This window comes from Delftia sp. NA_296.1 (genome assembly GCF_052692095.1).
Window position 1 is genome coordinate 260,265 of record NZ_JBQZGF010000006.1, and the last position, 21,914, is coordinate 282,178.

Annotated in this window: 17 protein-coding genes; 12 read left to right on the forward strand and 5 right to left on the reverse strand. The window is 65.4% G+C overall.

What is annotated here, in order from left to right; all coding sequences use genetic code 11:
- Positions 1 to 4 precede the first annotated feature (4 nt).
- From ACUTR7_RS17145 to ACUTR7_RS17180, 8 genes are all read left to right on the forward strand, one after another.
- Positions 5 to 790, forward strand: a complete 786-nt coding sequence (locus tag ACUTR7_RS17145) for a BMA_0021/BMA_0022 family TOMM bacteriocin (RefSeq protein WP_013801906.1) — start codon at positions 5 to 7, stop codon at positions 788 to 790.
- A complete protein-coding gene (locus ACUTR7_RS17150) occupies positions 765 to 1,631 on the forward strand; it encodes a class I SAM-dependent methyltransferase (RefSeq protein ID WP_445609373.1) in 867 nt (288 codons plus the stop codon). The genes ACUTR7_RS17145 and ACUTR7_RS17150 overlap by 26 nt, the downstream gene beginning before the upstream one ends.
- On the forward strand, positions 1,588 to 3,813 hold the full coding sequence (locus tag ACUTR7_RS17155; protein ID WP_445609374.1) for a TOMM precursor leader peptide-binding protein: 2,226 nt from the start codon (positions 1,588 to 1,590) through the stop codon (positions 3,811 to 3,813). The genes ACUTR7_RS17150 and ACUTR7_RS17155 overlap by 44 nt, the downstream gene beginning before the upstream one ends.
- A 119-nt stretch (positions 3,814 to 3,932) precedes the next feature.
- Positions 3,933 to 4,877: an FHA domain-containing protein gene (locus tag ACUTR7_RS17160; RefSeq protein ID WP_269198774.1), complete on the forward strand. Its 945-nt coding sequence runs from the start codon at positions 3,933 to 3,935 to the stop codon at positions 4,875 to 4,877.
- Positions 4,878 to 5,076: 199 nt separating this feature from the next.
- A complete protein-coding gene (locus ACUTR7_RS17165; protein ID WP_225970979.1) occupies positions 5,077 to 5,412 on the forward strand; it encodes a hypothetical protein in 336 nt (111 codons plus the stop codon).
- 93 nt (positions 5,413 to 5,505) lie between these two features.
- A complete protein-coding gene (locus ACUTR7_RS17170; protein WP_445609375.1) occupies positions 5,506 to 5,913 on the forward strand; it encodes a GFA family protein in 408 nt (135 codons plus the stop codon).
- 302 nt (positions 5,914 to 6,215) lie between these two features.
- Complete coding sequence (locus tag ACUTR7_RS17175) at positions 6,216 to 6,950, forward strand: Crp/Fnr family transcriptional regulator (protein ID WP_445609376.1); 735 nt, start codon at positions 6,216 to 6,218, stop codon at positions 6,948 to 6,950.
- Positions 6,951 to 7,068: 118 nt separating this feature from the next.
- Entirely contained in the window at positions 7,069 to 7,227 is a 159-nt protein-coding gene (locus tag ACUTR7_RS17180) for a DUF3309 family protein (protein ID WP_034398712.1), read from the forward strand.
- On the opposite strand, the gene ACUTR7_RS17185 is transcribed toward ACUTR7_RS17180, so the two are convergent.
- Both ACUTR7_RS17185 and ACUTR7_RS17190 read right to left on the reverse strand, forming a co-directional pair.
- On the reverse strand, positions 7,224 to 8,012 hold the full coding sequence (locus tag ACUTR7_RS17185; RefSeq protein ID WP_080736917.1) for a GGDEF domain-containing protein: 789 nt from the start codon (positions 8,010 to 8,012) through the stop codon (positions 7,224 to 7,226). The two genes, ACUTR7_RS17180 and ACUTR7_RS17185, sit on opposite strands and share 4 nt — an antisense overlap.
- A gap of 150 nt (positions 8,013 to 8,162) precedes the next feature.
- Entirely contained in the window at positions 8,163 to 8,387 is a 225-nt protein-coding gene (locus ACUTR7_RS17190) for a glycine zipper 2TM domain-containing protein (protein WP_013801898.1), read from the reverse strand.
- Between the two features lie 275 nt (positions 8,388 to 8,662).
- Here ACUTR7_RS17190 and ACUTR7_RS17195 point away from each other — a divergent pair, with 275 nt between their 5' ends.
- Complete coding sequence (locus tag ACUTR7_RS17195; RefSeq protein ID WP_013801897.1) at positions 8,663 to 8,905, forward strand: hypothetical protein; 243 nt, start codon at positions 8,663 to 8,665, stop codon at positions 8,903 to 8,905.
- Positions 8,906 to 9,055: 150 nt separating this feature from the next.
- On the forward strand, positions 9,056 to 17,629 hold the full coding sequence (locus ACUTR7_RS17200) for a GH36-type glycosyl hydrolase domain-containing protein (protein WP_445609377.1): 8,574 nt from the start codon (positions 9,056 to 9,058) through the stop codon (positions 17,627 to 17,629).
- Here the strand turns inward: ACUTR7_RS17200 and ACUTR7_RS17205 are convergent.
- From ACUTR7_RS17205 to trhA, 3 genes are all read right to left on the reverse strand, one after another.
- Positions 17,626 to 18,345 (reverse strand): Crp/Fnr family transcriptional regulator, encoded by a 720-nt coding sequence (locus tag ACUTR7_RS17205; RefSeq protein ID WP_013801895.1) that lies wholly within the window; start codon positions 18,343 to 18,345, stop codon positions 17,626 to 17,628. The genes ACUTR7_RS17200 and ACUTR7_RS17205 overlap by 4 nt on opposite strands.
- A 547-nt stretch (positions 18,346 to 18,892) precedes the next feature.
- Positions 18,893 to 19,216, reverse strand: a complete 324-nt coding sequence (locus tag ACUTR7_RS17210) for a hypothetical protein (protein WP_071957174.1) — start codon at positions 19,214 to 19,216, stop codon at positions 18,893 to 18,895.
- 158 nt (positions 19,217 to 19,374) lie between these two features.
- Positions 19,375 to 20,028 carry a PAQR family membrane homeostasis protein TrhA gene (gene trhA / locus ACUTR7_RS17215; protein ID WP_445609378.1) on the reverse strand — a complete coding sequence of 218 codons (654 nt, stop codon included), beginning with the start codon at positions 20,026 to 20,028 and terminating at the stop codon, positions 19,375 to 19,377.
- A 206-nt stretch (positions 20,029 to 20,234) separates the two neighbouring features.
- Between trhA and ACUTR7_RS17220 the strand changes: the two genes are divergently transcribed.
- Both ACUTR7_RS17220 and ACUTR7_RS17225 read left to right on the forward strand, forming a co-directional pair.
- A complete protein-coding gene (locus ACUTR7_RS17220; RefSeq protein WP_445609379.1) occupies positions 20,235 to 20,648 on the forward strand; it encodes a CopG family transcriptional regulator in 414 nt (137 codons plus the stop codon).
- A gap of 10 nt (positions 20,649 to 20,658) precedes the next feature.
- Complete coding sequence (locus ACUTR7_RS17225) at positions 20,659 to 21,768, forward strand: extracellular catalytic domain type 1 short-chain-length polyhydroxyalkanoate depolymerase (protein ID WP_445609380.1); 1,110 nt, start codon at positions 20,659 to 20,661, stop codon at positions 21,766 to 21,768.
- The last annotated feature ends 146 nt before the right edge of the window (positions 21,769 to 21,914 follow it).

The window sequence follows — 21,914 nt, forward strand, 5'->3', positions numbered from 1 at the left end:
TCACATGACCACCCAGCTGCAGAATACTGAACCGTTGCTCGCATTCCGCCTTGCCTACCTGCGGGCCATCGCCCGCTCCTGGCAGGATGACGCCTACCGCCGTGACCTGCTGGGGCAGCGCGACATCCAGCCCATGCTGCACCGCGACTTCAGCCTGCCGACCCAGTGGCCCCAGGTCGACGTGTCGCTGCGCCTGAGCGACGACCCCACCCAGCGCGCCGAATGGAAGCCCGTGCTCACGGCCGGCTGGATCGGCCCTGACGATGAATTCGTCATCGTCCTGCCCCAGGCGCCCCAGACCCATGCCTCCGAGGCCCTGGCCGCCTACTACCAGCTGTTCCCCAACTTCATGGGCGTCAGCACCTCGTTCGAGGAACCGAGCAACGGCACGCTCAGGGCCGCCCTGCCCACGGGCCTGGGCATCCCCGGCGGCGGCCCGGACTCGCTGCTGGCCTTTGGCGGCGTGGTGCTGCGCGCCATCGCCCTGGCCTGGCAGTCGCCCGAGTTCCACGCAGAGCTGACGCGTGACGACGGCAAGGACAAGGCCCCCGTGCTGAGCCAATGGCTGGGCTACAACAACCCGTTCAACTTCCAGGTGCGTTTCGAGACCGAGCAGGCCTTCACCTGGGATGCGGCACGCGGCGAATGGAACCTGCAGCGCGCAGACGGCACGGCCATCAAGAACGGCATCGTGCTGAACTACCCGGTGGCACCTGCCGAGCAGGACCTGTGGGCCATCGCCCTCACCTCCTACAACAACACCGGTGACGCCTACCCCTTCACCTGCTGATACGGCACCGGCGCAGCTGCAAGGGGCCACGGCCACCTTGCTGCTGACGCTGGCGGCACGTGCCCGGGCAGCAGGTCCGGCAGCTTCCTCGGAACTGCCGGACCTGCCGCCTTTTTCCGACCCCGAGGCGCGCCGCATTGCCGCCGCCCTGCCCCAGGCCAACGAAGCCCATGCGGCTGACCCCGCCTTTGTACGCAGCGTGGTGCTGCGCTCTCAGCTGTTCGACCGGCTCACCACCGAATTTCTGACCGCCCATCCGTCCGGCCTGTGCATTGCGCTGGGTGCAGGCCTGTGCACGCGGCGCAACCGCCTGGCCCCCGAGGCCGGCACCGCACGCTGGCTGAACGTGGACCTGCCCGACGCCATCGCCCTGCGCGCGCAATACATTGCAGGCCCTGAAGCCAACCTCGCCTGCTCCATCCTCGACACCTCCTGGCTGGACACCGCCGCCCTGCCCGGCAACCAGCCCGTTCTGGTGCTGCTGGAAGGCGTCTGCCCCTATCTTCCCCAGGCTGCGCTGGAGGCCATGCTGCAGCAGCTGGCCCAGCGCTTTGCCGCGCCCGGCAGCCCGCCGTGCACCGTCGTACTCGACCATGTGCACCCGGCCCTTGCGCGGCTGCCCATGCAGGTGGGCGGAATGCGCCTGCCCGTCGTCTCGGGCTTTGCCGACGGCGCGCAGATAGAGCGCATCCACCCCGCCATCCGCATCAGCCTGCAAGAGCACCTGTATGCCCGCTTCTCGCAGCAGCACCAGCTGTTCGAGACCGCCTTCCACGCCACCACCGGCCAGCACCCCTATGCCGTCGTCCGCCTTGAACTCGGAGCACCGTCTCTTGCCTGAGCCCACGGCCCCGGACCTGTTCGCCCACGCCTTTCGCTGGCACGAGAAATTCCTGCCGCCCGTGCAGCAGGGCGACCGCCTTTTGCTGGCCAGCGAACGCGACATCCTGGCCCTGGGCTCCGCCGCCGTGCTGGCGCTGAACGCCCCGCTGCAGGCCGGCACCAGCCTCATGCAGCACTGCGCCGCAGCGCCCGATGCGCCGCTTGCACAGATGCTGCACGCCCTGGGCGCCCTGCTGCGCCAGGGCCTGGTCCAGCCGGTGCTGCACAGCGACTTGAACGGCCACGGTTATCTGCAACCGGATTTCTCGGCCCCGCCCGTGCGCCTGCAGGCATCGGAGCAGATCGACATCGTCATGCTGACTGCAGCGCTGGACAGCACAGCCGCCTGCCACTGGGCTGCGGCCGTTGCCGGGGGCGTGGCCACGCAGGCACCCGCCCCCGCCCCGCTCACCATCGTTTTCTGCGACGACTATCTGGACCCGCGCCTGGGCGCCATTGACGCCAACCAGCGTGCCGCAGGCCGGCCCTGGCTGCTGGTGCGGCCTGCGGGCGAGCAGGCCATGGCGGGACCGCTTTTCAAACCCCAGGCAGCGGCCTGCTGGCATTGCCTCGCACACCGCTGGCAACGCAACCATCCCGCACGCGGCGGCAAGCACGGCCAGCCTCAGGACAGCGACCGCTGCCCGCCCGTGCGCGCCGGCGCCGACCTCATCGCCACGCGGCTGCAGGCCCTGCTGCCCACGGTGCAGCGCCTGCTGGCGCACACCGATGCGGCGCAAACCGTGTGGACGCTGGAGCCTGAGCAGCCCCACCCGGTGGCCGCCCGCCCGCAATGCCCGCACTGCGGCACGCCGGGGCTGATGGCCCTGCGCCAGCGTGAACGCATTGCGCCAGTTCCCGGCACGCATGCCGCGCGCGCCGATGGCGGCTGGCGCAGCGTGCCGGCCGAGACCACGGTGCAGCGCCTGTCGCAGCACGTCAGCCCGCTGACCGGCGTGATTGCCCGGGTCACGCCGCTGACGGCCGAGACAGACGAAGCGCTCACCGTCTACCGCAGCGAAATCTTCAGAACACCAGCCCCCGGCAGCACCAGCCTGGCCGGCTCCGGGACACAGCTGTGCCTGGGCAAGGGCCTGTCGGCCATGCAGGCCCGCGCCAGCGCCATGTGCGAAGCGGTGGAGCGCTACGCCGCCTTCCACCAGGGCGACGAAGCCGTGGTCGTCGCCCCCGCCGCGCAGCTGGACGCGCCCTGCATCGCGCCCACGGAACTGGCTCGCTTCAGCGACCGGCAGACTGCCGGCTTTGCCACCGACAAGCCGCCGCATGCCGTGCCCCCCAGCGCCGGCCAGCCCGATCCCCTGTGGTGGGCTCCCGCCTGGTCCCTGACCGCCGATGCGCGCCGCTACCTGCCGCTGGCTTTCTGCCTGGCCCATGCGCCCGCGCAAAGCCTGCACCACGTGGGCTGGACCTCCAACGGCTGCGCCGCAGGCAACACGCGGGAAGAAGCCATCCTCCAAGGCTTCATGGAACTGGTGGAACGCGACGCCGCCGCCATCTGGTGGTACGGCCAGATCCGCCGGCCCGCCATTGCGCTGCAAGGCATCGACCAGGCCACGCGCCAGCGCCTGGACCGCAGTTGCGGCCCGCAATGGTCGTACTGGCTGCTGGACATCACGCATGACTTCGGCATACCCGTGGTCGTCTCCGTGGGCTGCCATGCACAGACCGGCCAATGGGCCGTGGGCTTTGGCTGCAGCCTGGACCGCGCCCTGGCCTGCGAACGCGCCCTCACCGAAATCAGCCAGCTGATCGCGGCCGGCAAAAGCTTTGCCGTGCCCGAGCCACTGCAGGCCTTCCTGCTCCCTGCGGACAGCGCCGATGCGCCGCCGCAACAGCCTGCGCCTCTGTCTGGGCACACGCCGGACACCACGCCGCCGGACATTGCCCAGGCCATTGCGCGCTGCGTGGACATCGCACGCGGCCTGGGCCTGGAAACCATCGTCTATGACCACTCGCGCCCCGACATCCCTGTGCACACCGTCAAAGTCGTGATTCCCGGCCTGTGCCATATCTGGCCGGAACTGGGCAATCCACGGCTGCGCAACGTACCCGTGGCCCTGGGCTGGCGCAGCCGGCCGCTGCAGGAATCCGAACTGAATCCGCAGGCTCTGTACGTTTGACAAACTGAAACGCGCAGCGGGCATGTACTCTCTCAGCTTGGCAACAGGCTGCCGGCTCCGGGCCAATGCGCCCCCAGCCCACCCCCTGTTCACACAAGCCCCAAGGAGAATTCGAGGCGATGGCCCTCTTTCGTAACCAACTCGACGGCCGCATCGTCGTGCTGCGGCCCCTGCATACCTTCGGCCGCCACCCCTCGGTCTGCCAGACCGTCATGAAGGCGCCCGACGTCTCCCAGGTCCACGCACTGTTCCGCTGGAACCGGCAGACCTGGGAAATCGTGGACCAGAGCCGCAACGGCACCATGCTCAACGGCGTGCGCCTGGTCGCCGGCCGCTGGACCGTTTTGGCGGTGGGCGCCAAGCTCAGCATGGGCGAAGGCGCAGAAGCGGCCTGGACCGTGGAAGACCTGGGACCGCCCATCACCTGCCTGAGCCCCGGCCCGGGACTGCCCCAGGACGGCCCCCTGGCCCTGAACCCGCGCGGAACCCTGCTGCCCGACGCGCAGGAGCCCGAAGCCAACGTCTTCTTCGAGGACGGCCGCTGGCTGCAGGAGTCCGGCGACGGCACCGAGCCCCTGGTCGATGGCGCCATGATCCACACCTCCGCAGGCAGCTGGGAATTCGTGCAATGCGACGACCTGGAATCCACACGGGAAAGCAGCTTCGACCCGCGTGCGCCCAAGCCGCCGGAAGTGTCCTTTCGCTTCACCGTCAGCCAGAACGAAGAGCACGCCAGCCTGACCGTCATGAGCGACGGCAAGCCCATTGCGCTGGGCGAACGCATACACCACTACACCCTGGTCACCCTGGCCCGCGTGCGCCAGCAGGACGCAGAAAAAGGCCTGGCCCCCGCAAGCCAGGGCTGGATAGAACTGGATGCGCTCTCACGCATGCTGGGCGTGGAGCCCTCGTACGTGAACATCCAGATCTTCCGCGCCAAGCACCAGATCCTCAGCGCCCTGCCCGAATGCGCCGCCTCGCCCGCCCTGGTGGAGCGGCGGCGCGGCAGCCTGCGCTTCGGGGACTTTCCGTTCGAGATCGAAGGCGGGGCGCGCAGCGCCTGAACGGCGAACTGCAACGGAGAACGGCAGGCACACGGCGCATCGCTCGCTGCATGTAATCAGCTGTAATTTTCTTGTTGTGCACACGTGAATAAAGTGGGAACCGGTTCTTGCCGCCTGCGGTGCGAACCCTCTCACCCTCCTCCCGGACCGGGTTGCCCGAGTCCACTGGCGCACCTGGAAGACGCAAATGAGCATGGACATGCGACGTGTACTGTTGATCCCCGCCAGCGCGCGGCCTGTTGACCCTGGCCTGGCCAGCCTTTCCATGGACGCACAGGTCTGGGAAAACGGCTATCCGCTGGTCGTAGGCAAGGCCCGCCACGGCCTGCTGCAGGACTTCTGGCGGCACTACTACGGCGAATCCGCCGCCATGTTCGTGGCCGCCGACCAGCTGCTGGAACTGCACAACGACATCATGGCCGCCATCCCCGCCTGCGTGGGCGAGATGCCCGTGCTGCGCTTTCTCAACGACCTCGGAAGAATGTGCCTGCAGGCGCATGGGGACGGCAGCGGGCTGCAGGTCATCGGCGACTGACGAAACGGATGACTCCTGGGGTTGCCGCGCGTCCCTCTCGCGGCATTGGGGCGCATGCACAATTGCATGCGCCTTTTTTGCGCCCGACTGACCATGAGCAACGCCCCGGATAGCCCCCCTTTTGCCCTGACCGGCAGTTGCCTGTGCGGCGCCATCGCCTATGAACTGCGGTCCAGCCCCAAGGCCGTCTCGCACTGCCACTGCCGCATCTGCCAGAAGGCCCACGGCGCCGCATTCGCCACCTACGGCAGCGTGCAGGCAAAGGACCTGGTCTTCACCCAGGGCCAGGAGCAATTGCGCTCCTTTGCCTCATCGCCCGGCATCACGCGCTGCTTTTGCCAGCAATGCGGCTCATCGCTGACGTGGCACAGCGCGCATTACGCAGAGGGCGCCTGGATCTCTGTTGCTTTGGCCACGCTGGATTCTGAGTTTGTGGTGGGTGGGCAGCGGCATGTGAATCGGGGGGTGGGGATGGGGTGGGTGGATTTTGGGATGGGGTGATCAGGGGCTGGTTATTTTTGCTATTTTTCCGTTCGCCAGCGCACATCATGGAAAAAATATTTTGGATGCGCAATTAAATGACCTCATCTCGGACTAGGCAGCAGAACTGAGTTTCATATGAAAAACCGCCTTCCCGGCAGCTGGCTTTGCGTACGCAGCCGCACATACATGGAATCAAAAAAGCACCATAATCAATAGTGCGGCCTGCTTGAAGAGAAAAATCATCTGATGACCCGGCTTTAGCGTCAGTCATCGAGGTATCCATCACGAGAAATGAACGAAACTCATTTCATTGGAATTGTATGAAAAATTCGGGCGCCCATCATGCCAATATTGAAAACAGGATAATACGCCTGCTTTATCCTTCATCGGCAGATCACTTTGTTGAGCACTGTGAAATCTTCGAATTGATCGCATTATCAGAATTGAGCAAAGCAGGCAACCCTTTGGAGCACGCTTACTTTCCTGAAAGCGGATGCATCTCCTTGGTCATGGAAATCAACAGCAACCATTCCCTGGGACATTCCCTGGGAATAGGCATGGTAGGGAATGAGGCGATGGTCGGGTCAGAAAGCATTCTAGGCAATGCAACACCTCCTCCTTGGAAGATCTTGGTACAACAATCTGGTACCTGCTGGCGAATAAGCCGCACGGATTTAGAAAAGCAGTGCACAGAGATCCCCATGCTCGGTGAATTGATAAAAAAATTCATACTTGTGCGCTTGCATCAACAGGCACGTTTCACAGTCTGCCTTAACTACCATACGGCAGCCTCCCGTCTGGCCCGATGGCTGTTGATGAGCAGCGACCGATGTGCCGGCAGCTTTCATGTCACACAGCAATTCATGGCATTGATACTGGGCGTACGGCGTGTCAGCATCACCAACATCGCCAGCAGATTTCAGAACGACGGCATGATTGCCTACAAACGTGGTGAGATGATGGTATTGAACCGCGCAGCGCTGGAAAACAGGGCGTGCAGCTGCTACGCGGCAGACAGACAAATCTATTCAAGAATCATGGGCACCCCGGCCTGAAAGACCAAAGTCAAAAATTCAAAAATCCAAGGACGTGCGCCAGCGCACAGACCATCGCTTGGAAACACGATGCAATGCAACTCTACGCCGTGCATTGCAAAGCGCCTTGGAGAGCATCATGAGTCTGACCACCATTCTTCTAATCGTCCTGATCCTGGTGCTTGTAGGCGCTCTGCCTTCATGGCCCCACAGCCGTAGCTGGGGATACGCTCCCAGCATCGCGATAAGCCTGCTGGTGGTGGTGGTCGTGGTATTGCTGCTTACGGGGCGGGCCTAAGTGCCCTCAAAAACACTGAACTGATAGCCGCTGCGCATGCGCTTGGCCCGATACATGGCGCGATCCGCATCAGCAATCAATTGCTCCGCAGACACAGGCCATTCGTGTGCGATCACGATGCCCATGCTGGCCTCCACTTTCAGCTCCAGCCCGTTGCAGTGAATGGGGTTGGCTATTTCCCTGCAGATCATTCTGGCCAGGGCGCGCAGCTGCTCCATTTCCGGAGAGGGCTCCAGCAGGCATGCGAACTCGTCGCCTCCCAGCCTGCACACCAGGTCCTCGCGGCGGATGAAGGATCTCAGGCGGCCCGATACGACCTTGAGGACTTCATCTCCCGCACTGTGGCCATGGAGATCGTTGATTGTCTTGAAGCCATCCAGATCCATATACAACACCGCGATGGGAATGGCCTGGGGCATGGCAAAGCCGATCGCTCTGGAAAGCCGATCCAGGAATGAGAACCTGTTCGGCAGGGAGGTCAGATGGTCATGTGTCGCCAGGTGATGCGCTGCGCGTTCATCCGCCTTGGTCCTGTCAAGCTCGAAATGCGCCTTTCCCAGGGCGATACGCGTGTTGTGCAACTCCTCGCGCAGTGAGTCGCATTGCCGCTGCAGGCCTTGCAAACAGGCTTCAAGCCCCTTGCGCATTCGGTTTTCCACGGAGACGCCCAGCCAGTGATTTCGCTCGAAATCCGACTGGATGGCGTGGGGGCGAAGGCCTGCTTCGTCTGCAAAAAAAGCACCTGTTCTTCTTGATCCGATGTGCCTTGGATACCTTTGAGCCATGGTGTTCCTCAGAATTCGCCATGCTTGAGGGAAACGGATGATTCGCAGATCCGGAAGATGAATATCGCCTTCACCATTTCACAGACAAGCCCTTGATCCGCCAGCGATTTCTACATGGCCATGCAGGATGCCAAGCCTGCATGGCACGGTTTACTTCTTGTCCTTGCCGACCTGGTTGCCGATCACTCCACCGACCGCAGCACCACCGACCGTTCCCACAGCGCTGCCTCCTGTGAGCACGGCCCCGCCGATCGCTCCTGCACCCGCACCGATCGCCGTGCTTTGATCCCTTTTGGACATATTGCCGCAGCCGGCCAGGCCCATCAGCAGGACGGTCGCCGCCAGGGCGAGCGCATTGACCTTGATTTTTTTCATGGGAGAACCTCTTTGAAACGTAGTGGACTGGCGCATGGCGTGGAGGCTGCCCGCCCTGGTCAGGAACGCCGTCCACCGCACCCACGCGCTGCGCTGTGCCTGCCATGCCGTCCCACAGTGGCCTGTTCGCACATCGCCGTCGGTGCGGTAGGGCACATCGCCGCGTGTTGCCCGTGAATGTTCGTCTGCGCACAGACGCCGCGGCCTGCGCTCCCTACAAGAGGGCATGTGTCCAAGGGATTGCATCCGCGCAATCCGCACCAGGAGTTCCGCCCATGCCCCGCTTTTCCAACCTCGTCCCGACCTGGGACACCTCCTGCGTCGGCGGGCCTGCCAGCCTGTCCCAGATGGATCGCCTCATGCTCACCGAGCACCTGGCGCACTGCGATGCGCTGAGAAGGCCATTGCTCGCGCTTTGGACGGGATTCACGGCCATCCACCGCATGCTGGGCGAGCGCACGCTGACGGGAATGCTGCTGATCGCAACCCTGGCCGCCGTCGTGTGGCTTGCACTGTAGTGCGTTGCCCGGAAGCCATGAATGCAAATGCGCAAGCGCTGGAAATGGATACCGCCACATATCAGCCACCTGCTGGATGCCCGCCATGGAGAAGTCCTGGCACCCATCAGGTCGGAGCTTTTTGGCTGCGCACACTTTGAACAGTATGGGATGACCCTGGGGGGCGCGCATGCCGTGGGCCGCCCCCGTTTTGGCCAGGCGACGTTCTATCCACGTCTTGAAAACAATCTCAGCTCCCTGCGCACCTCATTCAGGTACATCGCCGGCCTGCACCAGGAGGGCCATGAGCTGGGATCCGGCGCAGAGTGGCTTTTCGACAATTTCCACCTGATCGAGGATCAGCTGCGGGAGATCAGCGAAGGCCTTTCCATCCGCTACTACCGCTCGCTGCCCGTCTTGCAGGAGGCCCCGCTCACAGGCCTTCCACGCATCTACCAGGTGGCATGGTCCTTTGTCGCCCACACCGATGGTGCCTTCGATGAATCGCTATTGACCTGTTTTCTTGACGCATACCAGAGCAAGAGCGAACTCAGCCAGGGTGAGCTCTGGGCGCTGCCCACCACGCTGCGGGTGATTCTGGTCGAGAATTTGAGGCGCCTGGCGGAGCGGATTGCGTGCCAGGCGGCGGCCAAGGAGGTGGCCACCCTGGCTGCGGGCCATATCGACAGGCTCGATGCCGCCGGCTTCCACGAAATCCACCGCTTGATGCAATTGCGCGGCGTAGGCCAGGTCTTCCTGTCCCATCTGGCGCAAACACTCTTTGGGTATCGCTCGGTCTTCAGCGACGGCGCGTACATGCAGATCGAAGAGTGGCTGCGCAGTGCAGTGCCCGATCTGGCGGCACTGCAGGTGCAGCAGCATGCCGACAGCGCGGCCGACCACCTGAGCGTGGGCAATGCGGTGGCCTCGCTGCGGCTGGTGGGCGCCGGGGACTGGCCCGGTATCGTGGGCAGGACCAGCCTGGTCGTGCGCGCACTGCAGGCCTCGCCCGTTTTCCTGGCCGAGGACGATGCCAGCCGCAACACTACGCTGCATGGCATAGAGCGCCTGGCCGCGCGCAGCCCTGATCGCTCCGAGGCCGCCGTGGCCAGGGCCCTCATCCGGTTGATGGGCCAGTCGCAGGGCGCAGCCCAACTGGCCGGGTACTGGCTGCAGGGCGAGGGACGCCCCCAACTGGAGGACATGTTCGGCGCGCGACGGCCCCTGTCGGACCGCTGGTATGCCATCCTCCTGCTGTCGCGCACGGTCACCTACATCGGCGCCGTTGTGGCGGCTTCGCTGGCCCTGGTGGCATGGATGCTGCACCTCAACGGCGCAGGCAATGCAGCCGCGATACAGGGTCCGCTGGGTCCCCTGGGCCCGCTGGACGCATGGGTGGGCCATGCAGGCCTGGCCCTGCTGGGACTGCTCATGTTTTTCCCGGCCTCCGAGGCGGTTTTGGCCCTGGTGAACCGGCTCATATGCGAGTCCGCCACTCCAGCGCATCTGCCGCGCTTTCTCTTGAAGGAGGGGATCGGCCCCTCGGCGCGCACCCTGGTCGTCATTCCTGCGCTGCTGATCAAGCCGGCTGCCATCTCCGAACTGGCACACCGCCTGCAGCTGCACTATCTCGCCAATCCGGAGCACTGTGTCCATTTCGCGCTGCTGAGCGATTGGGCGGATGCGGACCGGCAGGGCACGGCCGACGATGAGCCGCTGCTCGCGCAGGCACGCGAACAGATACAGGCGCTCAACCTGCGCTACCCCGCCGGGGAGGGCCAGGCCCAGCGCTTTTTGCTGCTGCACCGCCCCCGGTCCTTCAGCGCGACCCAGGGCCTGTGGATGGGCTGGGAGCGCAAGCGCGGCAAGCTCGAGCAACTGGTGGCCGCGCTGGCGACGGAAATGCCAGCCCCCTTCCTGGAGATGGGCGTGCTGTCCGACCTGCCTGCCGGCGTGCGCTATGTGCTGACGCTGGACAGCGACACCGAACTGCCGCCGGGCCAGGTCAGGGCTTTGGTAGGCATCGCCGAGCACCCGCACAACCAGCCTGAACTGGATGCCACCGGGCGCAAGGTCATACGCGGCTACGGCATCCTGCAGCCGCACGTGGTGTCGCCCTTGCCGCAGACGCGGCAAACCTCTGCCTGGCAGTGGCTTTTTTCCGGACAGCGGGGCATGGACCCCTACAGCGCAGCCACTTCGGATGTGTACCAGGACCTCTTTGGAGAAGGCAGTTTCATCGGCAAGGGCCTTCTCCATGTGCAGGCCCTGCACGCCGTGCTGTCGCAGCGCCTGCCCGAGGACCGCATCCTCAGCCATGACCTGCTGGAAGGCTCGCTGGCCCGCTGCGCGGCGATCTCCGATGTGACCGTGATGGAGTCGGACCCGCTGCACAGCGACACGGCAGCAGCCCGGCTGCATCGCTGGGTGCGCGGGGACTGGCAATTGCTGCCCGTGCTGTGGCACGGCAGATACTGGCAACTGGCGGTCATCCACCGATGGAAGCTGTTCGACAACCTGCGCCGCTCCCTGGTTGCGCCCGTGTCGCTGCTGCTGATCGTGCTGTCCATGGCAGGACATGGCCTGGCCCTGCCTTTGTCCCTGGCACTGGCGGCGGCGGCCTGCATCACCGGGCCGTTGATAGGCGCCATCGCCGGTGCCCTTCCCCACCATGCGCGATTCGTGGGCAGCCGCTTCGCCCTGCAGTGCGCACGGCAGTTGCTGCAGGTGGCACTGTCCGGCGTGTGGTACCTGGCGCAACTGCTGCCGCAGGCCATGCTCCACGCGGATGCCGTGGCCCGCACGCTGTACCGCATGGCCGTAAGCAAAAGGCATCTGCTGGAATGGACCACCGCCGAAGCATCCCATGCCGCCATCCGGCCCGGCTGGGCGCCGGCCTTGTCAAGGCACTGGCACAGCACCGTGCTCGCGCTTGCGCTGCTGGCGGCCCTGTGGCTGCTGCCCGCCCCGCTGCCAGCCGCGGCATGGCTGCTGCTGTCCGCCTGGGTTTTCACCCCGGCCCTGGTCTGGCTGTGCAATGCCCCGTGGCGGGCCCCTTTCAGCCATGCAGGGCTGCAGACCACAGACCGCGAACTGCTGCAGGACATTGCGCGTGACACCTGGCGGCTTTTCGAGCGCTGCGTGGGCGAAGGCGACAACCACCTGCCCCCGGACAACCTTCAGACGGCGCCGTTCGAGGTGCTCGCCCACCGGACCTCTCCCACCAACATCGGCCTTTATCTGCTCAGCGCCGCCTGTGCGCGGCAGTTCGGCTGGATCGGCACCCAGGATCTGCTGATGCGCCTGGAAGCGACCTCGGCCACGCTGGCCAGGATGGAGCGCCACAACGGCCACTTCCTCAACTGGTATGACACCCAGAGCCTGCAGCCGCTACTGCCTCGCTATGTCTCCACCGTGGACAGCGGCAACCTCGGAGCCCATCTGCTTGCCGTATCCCGCGCCTGCCTTGAGCTGGCCCGCGCCCCGCTGGATCCTGCGGCCAGCCAGCAGGCGATCCGTGCGGCCAGGCGCCGGTTGAAACCCTGCCTGGCGGGCGCAGCGCGCCTGTTGCAGCGCCCGCTGCAGCAGACGGCTATCGGCCAATTGCTGGACAGCCCCCTGGCCGATCCCGAAGACATATCGGCCCAGATGATGCTGCAGGGATTGCTGCGCGACGCCTTTGCGGAGCTTCACGCGCTCGATCTGCCGGAACCTGGGGCCGTGGCCGACACCCCGCCCGGGCCGCAGGACCCCTTGCCATGGCTGCTGGCCGACCTGCTGGCCACCCTGCAGTCGGCGGCCCTGGACGTCAGCGCCGCCGGCGCGGGGCAGCAAGATGGGATCTCCCTGCGCCTGCGGACGATGGCCCACACCCTGGAGCAGCTGGCGTGGGATGCGGATTTCCGTTTCCTGCTCGACCCGCGTCGGCAATTGCTGCACATAGGCTACCGGCTCGAGGAGCAGCAACTCGACGCATCGTTCTACGACCTGCTGGCCTCCGAGTCCCGCACCACCAGCTTGCTGGCCATTGCCAAGGGCGACCTTCCCGCCAGGCACTGGAAGGCGTTGGGCCGGCCGTTCTTCGCCCATGGCCGCAACGCGATTTTGCGGTCCTGGTCGGGGTCCATGTTCGAGTACCTGATGCCTTCGCTGGTGGCAGTGGAGCCAGCGGGCAGCGCGCTGGACGAGGCCAACCGCTGCGCACTGCGCGAGCAGATGGCTTTTGCCAAGGGCCTGGGCATTCCCTGGGGCATGTCGGAAAGCGCCTATGCGGCGCGCGACCAGTCGCTGGCCTACCAGTACGCCTCCCAGGGAGTGCCCTGCCTGGCATTGCGCCGCACGCCGATGGCAGAGAAAGTCATCGCCCCCTACGCCACAGCGCTGGCCTGCCAGGTGGCTGCAGTACCCGCGTGCGCGAACTTCCGCGCGCTGGCCGCCCTGGCTGCGCGCGGGCGCTATGGCTTCTACGAGGCCCTGGACTTTTCTGCCGCACGGCAAATCCATGGCGGAAGGTTCACGCTCGTCAGCACCTACATGGCCCATCACCAGGGCATGACCATCGTGGCCCTGGCCAATGTGCTGCTGCAAGGGGTTGCACAGCGCTGGGGCTCGGACCACCCCCGCATCCAGGCCATGTCCACGCTGCTGCAGGAGCGCACCCCCCGCGAGCTTGCAGGCCTCAGGGCGGGCGCGCTGGCCGCACCCTTTTTGCATGCCCAGTCCCGAAGGCCTGCCAACGCGATCCGCACCGTCGTCCCGGGGGCCCGGGCCCTGGAGCCGACCCTCTTGCTGAGCAATGGGCGCTACAGCGTTGCATTGCGCGCCAACGGAGCCGGATGGAGCCGCCTGGGCAACACCCACATCACGCGCTGGCGCGACGACCTGCTGCGCGATGCGCACGGGAGCTTTGTCTACCTACGAACGGACCGGGACAGCGCCCCGGTGTCCGTGACCCGCAGCCCGGCACCCGATCCGCAGGCGGCCTACACCAGCACGTTCCACCCGGACCGCATGTGCTTCGATGCCCGCTGGCCGCAATGGCGTGTGCGCACCACGGTCTGGATCAGCCCTGAAGACGATATCGAGCTGCGCAAGGTCGTACTGAACAACCTGGGTAACCTGCCCATGGACGTGGAGCTGATATCGGCCATGGAGGTGGTCCTGGCCGGCGCGGGCGCGGACGAGGCCCACCCGGCGTTCTCCAACATGTTCGTGAAGGCGCAGTGGCTGGCGCAGCAGCAGGGCATGCGTTTTGAGCGGGTTGCCCGCCACAAGGAGGAGAAGGTGGTGCAGATGGCCCATTTCGTGGCCGGCACGCAGGGGGAGGTCCTGGGCCTGCGCTACCAGAGCGATCGGGCGAAATGGGCCGGCCGCAATCACGCGGCCAGCCAGCCGCAGGCGTGCCTGGAGCCCGCACCGGGTGAAGCTGTCGCGCTGGACACCGGCCTGGATCCCGTCGCCGTGCTGGGCGTGCGCATGCGCGTGGGCCCTGGCGGACAAGTGAGCGTGGTGTTTGCGACGGCCGCCTGCGACAGTGCCAGCACCCTCATGGCCATCCTGGACAAGTACCGCCAGCCCAGCTATGTGGAGCGCACCTCCGTGATCTCCGCCACCTTGGCGCAGGGCCAGGATGCCCTGCAGCACCGGCCCCGGCCCGAGTACCTTCCGGCACTGCAACTGCTGGGCACGGCGCTGATGTTCACCCTGCCCAAGCTGCAGCCCGGCCTGCACCCGCATCGCGCAGGCGCCGTCCGCCTGCCGCAGATCCAGGACCGGCGCGTGCTGTGGCAGTTGGGCCTTTCGGGCGACAGGCCGATCATCGTGGTGAGTGCCGCGGCGCCCCAGGGCCTGGGCCTGCTGCGCATACTGGGACAGGCCCTGGGCGAATGGTCGCGCGCCGGCGTGGCCTGCGACCTGGTCGTGCTCAGCAGCGAGTTCCACTCCTACTACATGCCGGTGCAGGCCGAGCTGAACGCCATCGGCGAACAGCATGAGGCGGCCGGCAACGCCCGCCCAGGGCTCAGCACGACAGGCTTTCATGTCCTGGGCCAGGACACGCTCACCCCCGCGCAGGCAGCCTGCCTGGAGCGCCTGGCATGTGTGCGCCTGCATGCCGATGGCCGTGCATTGCTGCAACAGATCCATGCCTGGAGCGAGCAGTTCGAGGCCCAGGCCAGCCGGCGGCGCACAGCGCATCTGCCCCAGAAAATACCGGTCCAGCCAAGCCGGGGCTCGGCTGTCCCCGCATCGACCGGACAGTTCCTCGGCGACCATGGCCACTTCCAATTCGATGTCAGCGCATCCCGGCGTCCGGGCAGGCCCTGGATCAACGTCCTGGCCAACCCCGGCTTCGGAGGGCAGATATCCGAAAGCGGCGCAGGCAATACCTGGGCGATCAACAGCCGGCTCAATCAGGTCACGGCCTGGTCCAATGATCCCGTCTGCGACATGCCGTCCGAGTGGTTTTTTCTCCAGAACCGGCGCACACGCGAGACATGGAGCGTGGCCCCCAGCGCCTGGGGGCATGCCCAGGCCCGCTACAGCGTGGTGCATGGCCAGGGCTTCACTGAAATCTCCCACCGCCATGGCGACCTGGGCATCCGCGCGCGCTGGTGCGTGGACATCAGGACGGCCGTCAAGCAAGTGCGCATCACCGTGGTCAACCATGGCAACTCCAAGATGCACCTGAGGATGGCGGGCATGGTGGAGTGGATGCTGGGCGAGCGCCGGGCCGACCGCGCCACGCTGGAGACCATGGCCCTGTGGGCACCGGCGCCCGACAAGCGCTTTCTGGGCCTGCTATGCACCCAGACCGAGGCTGCGGGCGGCTTTGGCGGCGGCACGGCTTTCTTCTGCGAATCGCATGCCGGCGAAGGCACCCTCGCGGGAAAGCACGACAGCCTTGACTGGACCTGCGACCGCAGCGAGTTCTTTGCATCCGACGGACATTTGCAGCTCCCGGCACAGCTGGGGCAGCGCAGCGGATACGGGCTCGAACCCTGCGCAGCCCTGTCGCGCCTGGCCACGCTTCGGCCCGGCGTGGACTGGGAGCAGACCTATCTGATCGGCCATGCCACCAGTCCCGATGCGGCGCGCCAGTTGCTGGAGCAAGCCACCGTCCTGGCCCCCCAGGCACGAGAACAGGCCAACAGCGACTACTGGGATGGCCTGCTCCAGGCCACGCAGATCCACACGCCCGATCCGCTGATGGACGTGCTTGTGAACCGCTGGCTGCCCTACCAGACGGTCTCCTCGCGGCTGTGGTCCAAAGCCGGTTTCTACCAGGCGGGAGGCGCCACCGGCTACCGCGACCAATTGCAGGACGCCATGGCGCTGGTCTGGGCTGATCCCGGCGTGCTGCGGCAACAGATCACGCTGTGCGCGTCACGGCAATTTCTCGAAGGGGACGTGCAGCACTGGTGGCATGCGCCTGCGGGTGCTGGCGTGCGCACCCGCTGCAGCGACGACCTGCTGTGGCTGCCCTTCGCCTGCTCGCACTATCTCCAGGCCACTGGCGACACGGCGCTGCTGCAGCAGCAGGTTCCGTTCCTGGAGGCGCCCGCCATTGCCGACGGCGTGGACGACGTCTACGAAACACCGGGCATCAGCGAAGTTTCGGCATCGGTCTACGAGCATGCGGCGCGCGCCATCGACCGCAGCCTTGCCGTGGGCGTGCACGGCCTGCCCCTGATGGGCGCAGGAGACTGGAACGATGGCATGAGCGCCGTTGGTCATCAAGGCCGGGGCGAATCGGTATGGCTCGCCTGGTTCCTGTGCGCCATCGTCACGGACTGGATACCGCTGGCACGCGGCTGCGGCGACGAAGCACGCACCGACGTCTGGCAGACAGCCCTGTCCGGCTGGCGCCAGGCCCTCGATGTTGCGGGCTGGGATGGGCGCTGGTACCGGCGGGCGTTCTTCGATGACGGCACGGTGCTGGGCTCGGCCCGGCAGCCCGAGGCGCGCATCGATCTGATTGCGCAGGCCTGGTCGGTCCTGGTCACCACGGCAGGCACCTCGCGCCCGCGCATTGCCATGGAAGCGGTGGACACGGAGCTGGTCCAGCCCGATACAGGCCTGATCCCGCTGCTGGCACCGCCCCTGGTCCATGGCCTTCCGCATGCAGGCTATATCCAGGCCTACCCGGCAGGGGTGCGGGAAAACGGCGGGCAGTACACCCATGCCGGAGCGTGGGCCGTGATGGCCGCCGCTTCGCTGGCCCTGCGCCAGGCGGCGCACGCCACCGCTACCGCCACCGCCACCGCCACCGGCAGCGAGCGCCTTCAGGACACACCCTACCGGTACTTCACCTACCTGAGTCCGGCCCATCGCGCCAGCCATCCCGTATGGGGCAGCCAATACGCCATCGAGCCTTACGCCATGGCAGCAGACGTATACACCCAGCCCCCTTTTGTCGGACGGGGCGGATGGAGCTGGTACACGGGCTCGGCTGCATGGATGCATCGCGCCGCGGTGGAATCCATCCTGGGGCTGCACATACACGCCGGGGAACTGTTCTTCACCCCCTGCCTTCCTTCCCATTGGCCCCAAGCCGAACTGGTATTGAAACGGGAGGGCCGCAGCATGCGCTTTCTCCTGATTCGCGGCAGCACCGACGCGCTGGCGGCCAGGTGTGCCGTGGAGGGCGCGGTCATGCTCCAGGTATCGCAGAGGCTGCGCTGGACAGAGCTGGCAGCGCACAGCTGCTTTGTCATCCCTGTGCAAGAGGCCGCGATCGGGACCTAGCAAGCCGTGATGTCCGGCAGCAACCGGTCGTACTCTTTTCTCACCACCGCATAGCACTCGCAGGAGCGCTGCTCCAGGCCCGTACGGTCCAGCACACTGATGCGGCCACGCGAATAGCGGATGATCTCGGCGCGCTGCAGCTTCAGCGCGGCCTCGGTCACGCCCTCGCGGCGGACTCCGAGCATGTTGGAGATCAGCTCCTGCGTCATCACCAGGTCCGTGCCCTGAAGCCGGTCCAGGCTCAGCAGCAACCAGCGGCAAAGCTGCTGGTCAAGTGAATGGTGACGGTTGCAGACGGCGGTCTGGGCCATCTGGGTGATCAACGCCTGCGTGTAGCGCAGCAACAGGTGAAGAACCGGGCCCCCGCGCTCGAACTCCGCCTGCATGGCGCCGACCTTCAGCCGATAGCCCCTGCCGGCGCTTTGAACGACCGCCCTGCTGGTCGTGGACCCTCCGCCCATGAAGAGGGAAATGCCCACAATCCCTTCGTTGCCCACCACCGCGATCTCCGCCGACGCACCGTTCTCCATCACGTACAGCAGGGAGACGATCGCCGTCGTGGGAAAGTACACGTGACTCATGACCCGGCCCGCTTCATACAGCACCTGACCCAGGGCAAGCTCCACGGGCTCCAGCGCAGGCTCCCACCGCTGCCATGGCTCGGGCGGCAAGGAGGCGAGCAAATGATTGCCGGTGGACGCGGCGCAAGAGGGCATAAAGGCAATTCCAGTGCAGTCATCCCGGCACTTCAAGAGAGTCTGGAGACAGCAGAAATGACGCTCTTGCATCTTACGGGCCAGGCCCACCGGCTCTGTGCGGTACCGCACATACCGGCAGTGGCATCTGTGCCTGGCCCTGCGGGCCCCCCGCATCCAGAAAGCCCCCCCCCCGAAAACCCTTGTGCCGCCACGCTTACAACATAATCTGTCTGCGGCCGGTTTGACTACATCCCATCGCCTGGACCAGGAACACAGTGGACTTTCAGGAGCCATCTTGGCTTTTGAAGACCATAGGAGTTTCACATGTCCGTTTCCCAGAACACGCCAGGCAAAAGCCAGCAGCCCGTTGGCCAGCCCAGCAAGCCCCAGCCACAGCAAACTGCTCCCAAGCAGCACCAGCCGGGCTCCGCTGAAGAGCAAAAGAAGCAAGCCCATCAAGGGCAACCGAAGCAGTAATCCAGCCGCTCCGTAACGAAAAAGGGCCCTCGGGCCCTTTTTGATTTCAATGGACGCAAAGGACGGGTTTCTGCATTCGGCCGGTCCATCAATCCTTGTGTTTGATCCACGTGGCTCCAGCCGCCTCCCCGCATCCGGCGCCCACCAGGCCACCGACAGCGCCCCCCACGAATATTCCAACCGGTCCTCCCACGGCCGCGCCAAGTACAGACCCCAGTGCTGCGCCAAAAATCATGAACCCGGCCACCATGGTTGATTTGGACTCCCGCAAGGCCTCTGCCTTGCCCATTCGAATCTGTGCTGCCTGGTCGGGGTCCTGCGAAGGAACGCCGTGCCCTGGGACCGCCTGATCGGCAAGATCAGGGTCCTGAGGCCTGCCAAGCAGTGACCTCAGTGAAATCGATGCAGTCATGGCCTTCTCCTCGAAGATGAGGAAGAGATAGATGCACCCCGCCTCGACCATGTTTTAAGCCCACACCAGAATTTTCCATGAGGTCCGCTCCGCCGAAATTGCGTAAGCAAACAGCCTCATCAGGACGGCAGGGTGTCGAAGCCATGAATGGCAGGAGGTCAGGCGAGCAAACCGGCTACCGCGACGGTATGGCAGGCGCTGCCGGCAACCACGAACAGATGCCAGATGCCGTGCGCGTGGCGCATGCTCGCCAGACGACGGTAGAACACCGTTCCTGCCGAATAGAGCAGTCCGCCGGCGAGCAGCCAGGCCAGGGTCTGCGCACCATGGCCAAAGGCCACCGGCACCGCGCCCCCCAAGCTGAGCCAGCCAAGGCTGATGTACAGGGACAGGCGCGGCGGCGAATCTAAACCCAGTGCACGTATCGCACCCTGGAATGCGAGCCCCCATACGCCGCCAAGCAGCAGCCAAGCCCACAAGCCAGGGGGCGCCATCAGGGAAAAGGGCGTGTGGCTGCCGGCAATCAGCAGGTAAATGCAGGCGTGGTCGAGGCGCTGCCAGAAACGCTTGCGCACCCCGGTACAGCCATGAAAGAGGGCCGATGCGCCAAACAGCGCCGCCAGAGACAGGCCAAACACCACAGCGCCCACAATCTTGCGCGCATCGCCGCCGGCCACCGTTTCGCAGATGAGAACCACACTGGCCGCCAGGCCCACGGGCAGGGCTGCCAGATGACTCCAGGTATTGAACCGTTCGCCGGGCTGGCCCCAAACGCAAGGGCCGTGCGGCGAGCCTGCCTGCAAATCTTGCATGGAGCCTCCTGGCGCATGGCTGAGCAACGCCGGGCGCGGTGGCCCGGCTCGGCCACCCTACGGCCCAGACGTGACAGGGCAATGATGGCAACGGACACGCTGGAGAGCCCGTCCACCGGACACCACACGACGTGCAGCGCCAAATTGAAACATCAGGCCTTGAAACCATCCTCAAACCATCCATATGGATGGCATAAGGATGTTCTATGGTCACAACCACCTCCACCCCTCGCGTCAGCGAATCCGAGAAGCTCACCATCAATCTGGGCTATGTCGACCTGGGCCAAATCGACCTGCTGGTCGCCGAAGGCTTCTACGCAAACCGCAGTGATTTCATCCGTACAGCGATACGCAATCACCTGCGCAGCCACGCGGACGCGTTGCAACAGGTCGTCGCCCGCAAGATGCTGGTCCTGGGTATGCAGCATTTCTCCCAGGCCGATCTCATGCGGGTGCAGGCTGCCGGGGAAAAGCTGCAGATCCGGGTGCTGGGCTTGGCCAGCATCGCGCAGGACGTGCCTGCGCAGCTGGCCGCAGAAACCATCGAATCCATCACGGTGCTGGGAGCGCTCCAGGCCAGCCCCGCCGTTCGTGCCGCTCTGGCCGGCCGCATTACCTGAGAACCATTCCATGAAACAGCTTTTTCACGACATGCTGGGCGAGGCTACACGCCTGACGCGCACTGGCAATTTGCTGGAAGCAACCGAGCTGATTCAGCGCACGTTGCGAGGCGAAAGCGCGCCCGCGCCCCACGGCAAGACAGCCGCAACCAGTCACAGGGAAGAAGGCTGGATCGTCGATGCCGAAGCCCGTTTCATCGACGATGCTCCCGAACTCGCCGTGCCTGCGGGCTCATCGCAGGCAGACACCTCCGGCGACGAGCAATGGCTGCGCGGCAGCTACTCGCACGGAGGCCGGCAGCTGGCCTATCGGCTTTATGTGCCGCCAGGCAGTGCACTTGAAGCGGGGCCTCGGCCGCTCGTCCTCATGCTGCACGGTTGCACCCAAGGGCCGGAAGACTTCGCCGCCGGCACGCGCATGAATGACCAGGCACGCAGGGCTGGTGTATTGGTGCTCTATCCTGAACAAACACAGCATGCGAACTCGCAAAAATGCTGGAACTGGTTCAAGGCCCAGCATCAGCAGCGGGGCCGGGGCGAGCCAGCACTGCTGGCGGGCCTCACACGCCAGATGGTGGCTGACCATGGCGCGGACGCATCGCGTGTCTATGTCGCCGGACTATCGGCTGGCGGTGCAATGGCGGACATATTGGGACGCACCTATCCTGAGCTGTTCGCCGCCGTGGGCGTGCATTCGGGCTTGCCCGCCGGTGCTGCGTCCAATCTGCCATCAGCCCTCGAGGCGATGCGAAGAGGCGCAGCATCAGGCTCGGCCAGCGGTCCCAGCGTGTGTCCGGTGATCGTGTTTCACGGCGATGCCGACACGACGGTGCACCACGACAACGGCGCGGCCGTGGTGAATGCTGCACGCAGCGCGCAAAGTCCCCAAGGCGCACCTCGCGTCATCCAGGGCCATGCGCCGAACGGCCAGCGATTCACCCGCTCTGCCTATGTCGCAGCCGACGGAAGTACCGCCATTGAACACTGGCAACTGCATGGCGCAGGCCACGCATGGTCCGGCGGCAGCTCAGAGGGCAGCTACACCACGCCAGGAGGAATCGACGCCAGCGCCGAGATGCTGCGATTCTTCCTTTCGCACAAGCGTGCACACGGCTGCTGACGCGCGGCACCGGCAGCGAGCTCGCGAGGAGGCCCTGGGCGGCAGCAACCGCTGCGGAGCAGCCGGCAGCTGCAGGTTTCCGAACAATGGTCTCAGGCTGAGAGCTGACGCAGGAGCTTCAACATCGAACATCGGCGGCGATCAAC

What these genes read in the sequence shown, in the direction of transcription:
- ACUTR7_RS17145 (WP_013801906.1), top strand. Translation starts at nt 5, where the DNA reads ATGACCACCCAGCTGCAGAATACTGAACCGTTGCTCGCATTCCGCCTT.
- ACUTR7_RS17155 (WP_445609374.1), top strand. Translation starts at nt 1,588, where the DNA reads ATGCCGTCGTCCGCCTTGAACTCGGAGCACCGTCTCTTGCCTGAGCCC.
- ACUTR7_RS17160 (WP_269198774.1), top strand. Translation starts at nt 3,933, where the DNA reads ATGGCCCTCTTTCGTAACCAACTCGACGGCCGCATCGTCGTGCTGCGG.
- ACUTR7_RS17165 (WP_225970979.1), top strand. Translation starts at nt 5,077, where the DNA reads ATGCGACGTGTACTGTTGATCCCCGCCAGCGCGCGGCCTGTTGACCCT.
- ACUTR7_RS17170 (WP_445609375.1), top strand. Translation starts at nt 5,506, where the DNA reads ATGAGCAACGCCCCGGATAGCCCCCCTTTTGCCCTGACCGGCAGTTGC.
- ACUTR7_RS17175 (WP_445609376.1), top strand. Translation starts at nt 6,216, where the DNA reads ATGAAAAATTCGGGCGCCCATCATGCCAATATTGAAAACAGGATAATA.
- ACUTR7_RS17180 (WP_034398712.1), top strand. Translation starts at nt 7,069, where the DNA reads ATGAGTCTGACCACCATTCTTCTAATCGTCCTGATCCTGGTGCTTGTA.
- ACUTR7_RS17185 (WP_080736917.1), bottom strand. Translation starts at nt 8,012, where the DNA reads ATGGCTCAAAGGTATCCAAGGCACATCGGATCAAGAAGAACAGGTGCT.
- ACUTR7_RS17190 (WP_013801898.1), bottom strand. Translation starts at nt 8,387, where the DNA reads ATGAAAAAAATCAAGGTCAATGCGCTCGCCCTGGCGGCGACCGTCCTG.
- ACUTR7_RS17195 (WP_013801897.1), top strand. Translation starts at nt 8,663, where the DNA reads ATGCCCCGCTTTTCCAACCTCGTCCCGACCTGGGACACCTCCTGCGTC.
- ACUTR7_RS17200 (WP_445609377.1), top strand. Translation starts at nt 9,056, where the DNA reads ATGACCCTGGGGGGCGCGCATGCCGTGGGCCGCCCCCGTTTTGGCCAG.
- ACUTR7_RS17205 (WP_013801895.1), bottom strand. Translation starts at nt 18,345, where the DNA reads ATGCCCTCTTGCGCCGCGTCCACCGGCAATCATTTGCTCGCCTCCTTG.
- ACUTR7_RS17210 (WP_071957174.1), bottom strand. Translation starts at nt 19,216, where the DNA reads ATGACTGCATCGATTTCACTGAGGTCACTGCTTGGCAGGCCTCAGGAC.
- trhA (WP_445609378.1), bottom strand. Translation starts at nt 20,028, where the DNA reads ATGCAAGATTTGCAGGCAGGCTCGCCGCACGGCCCTTGCGTTTGGGGC.
- ACUTR7_RS17220 (WP_445609379.1), top strand. Translation starts at nt 20,235, where the DNA reads ATGGTCACAACCACCTCCACCCCTCGCGTCAGCGAATCCGAGAAGCTC.
- ACUTR7_RS17225 (WP_445609380.1), top strand. Translation starts at nt 20,659, where the DNA reads ATGAAACAGCTTTTTCACGACATGCTGGGCGAGGCTACACGCCTGACG.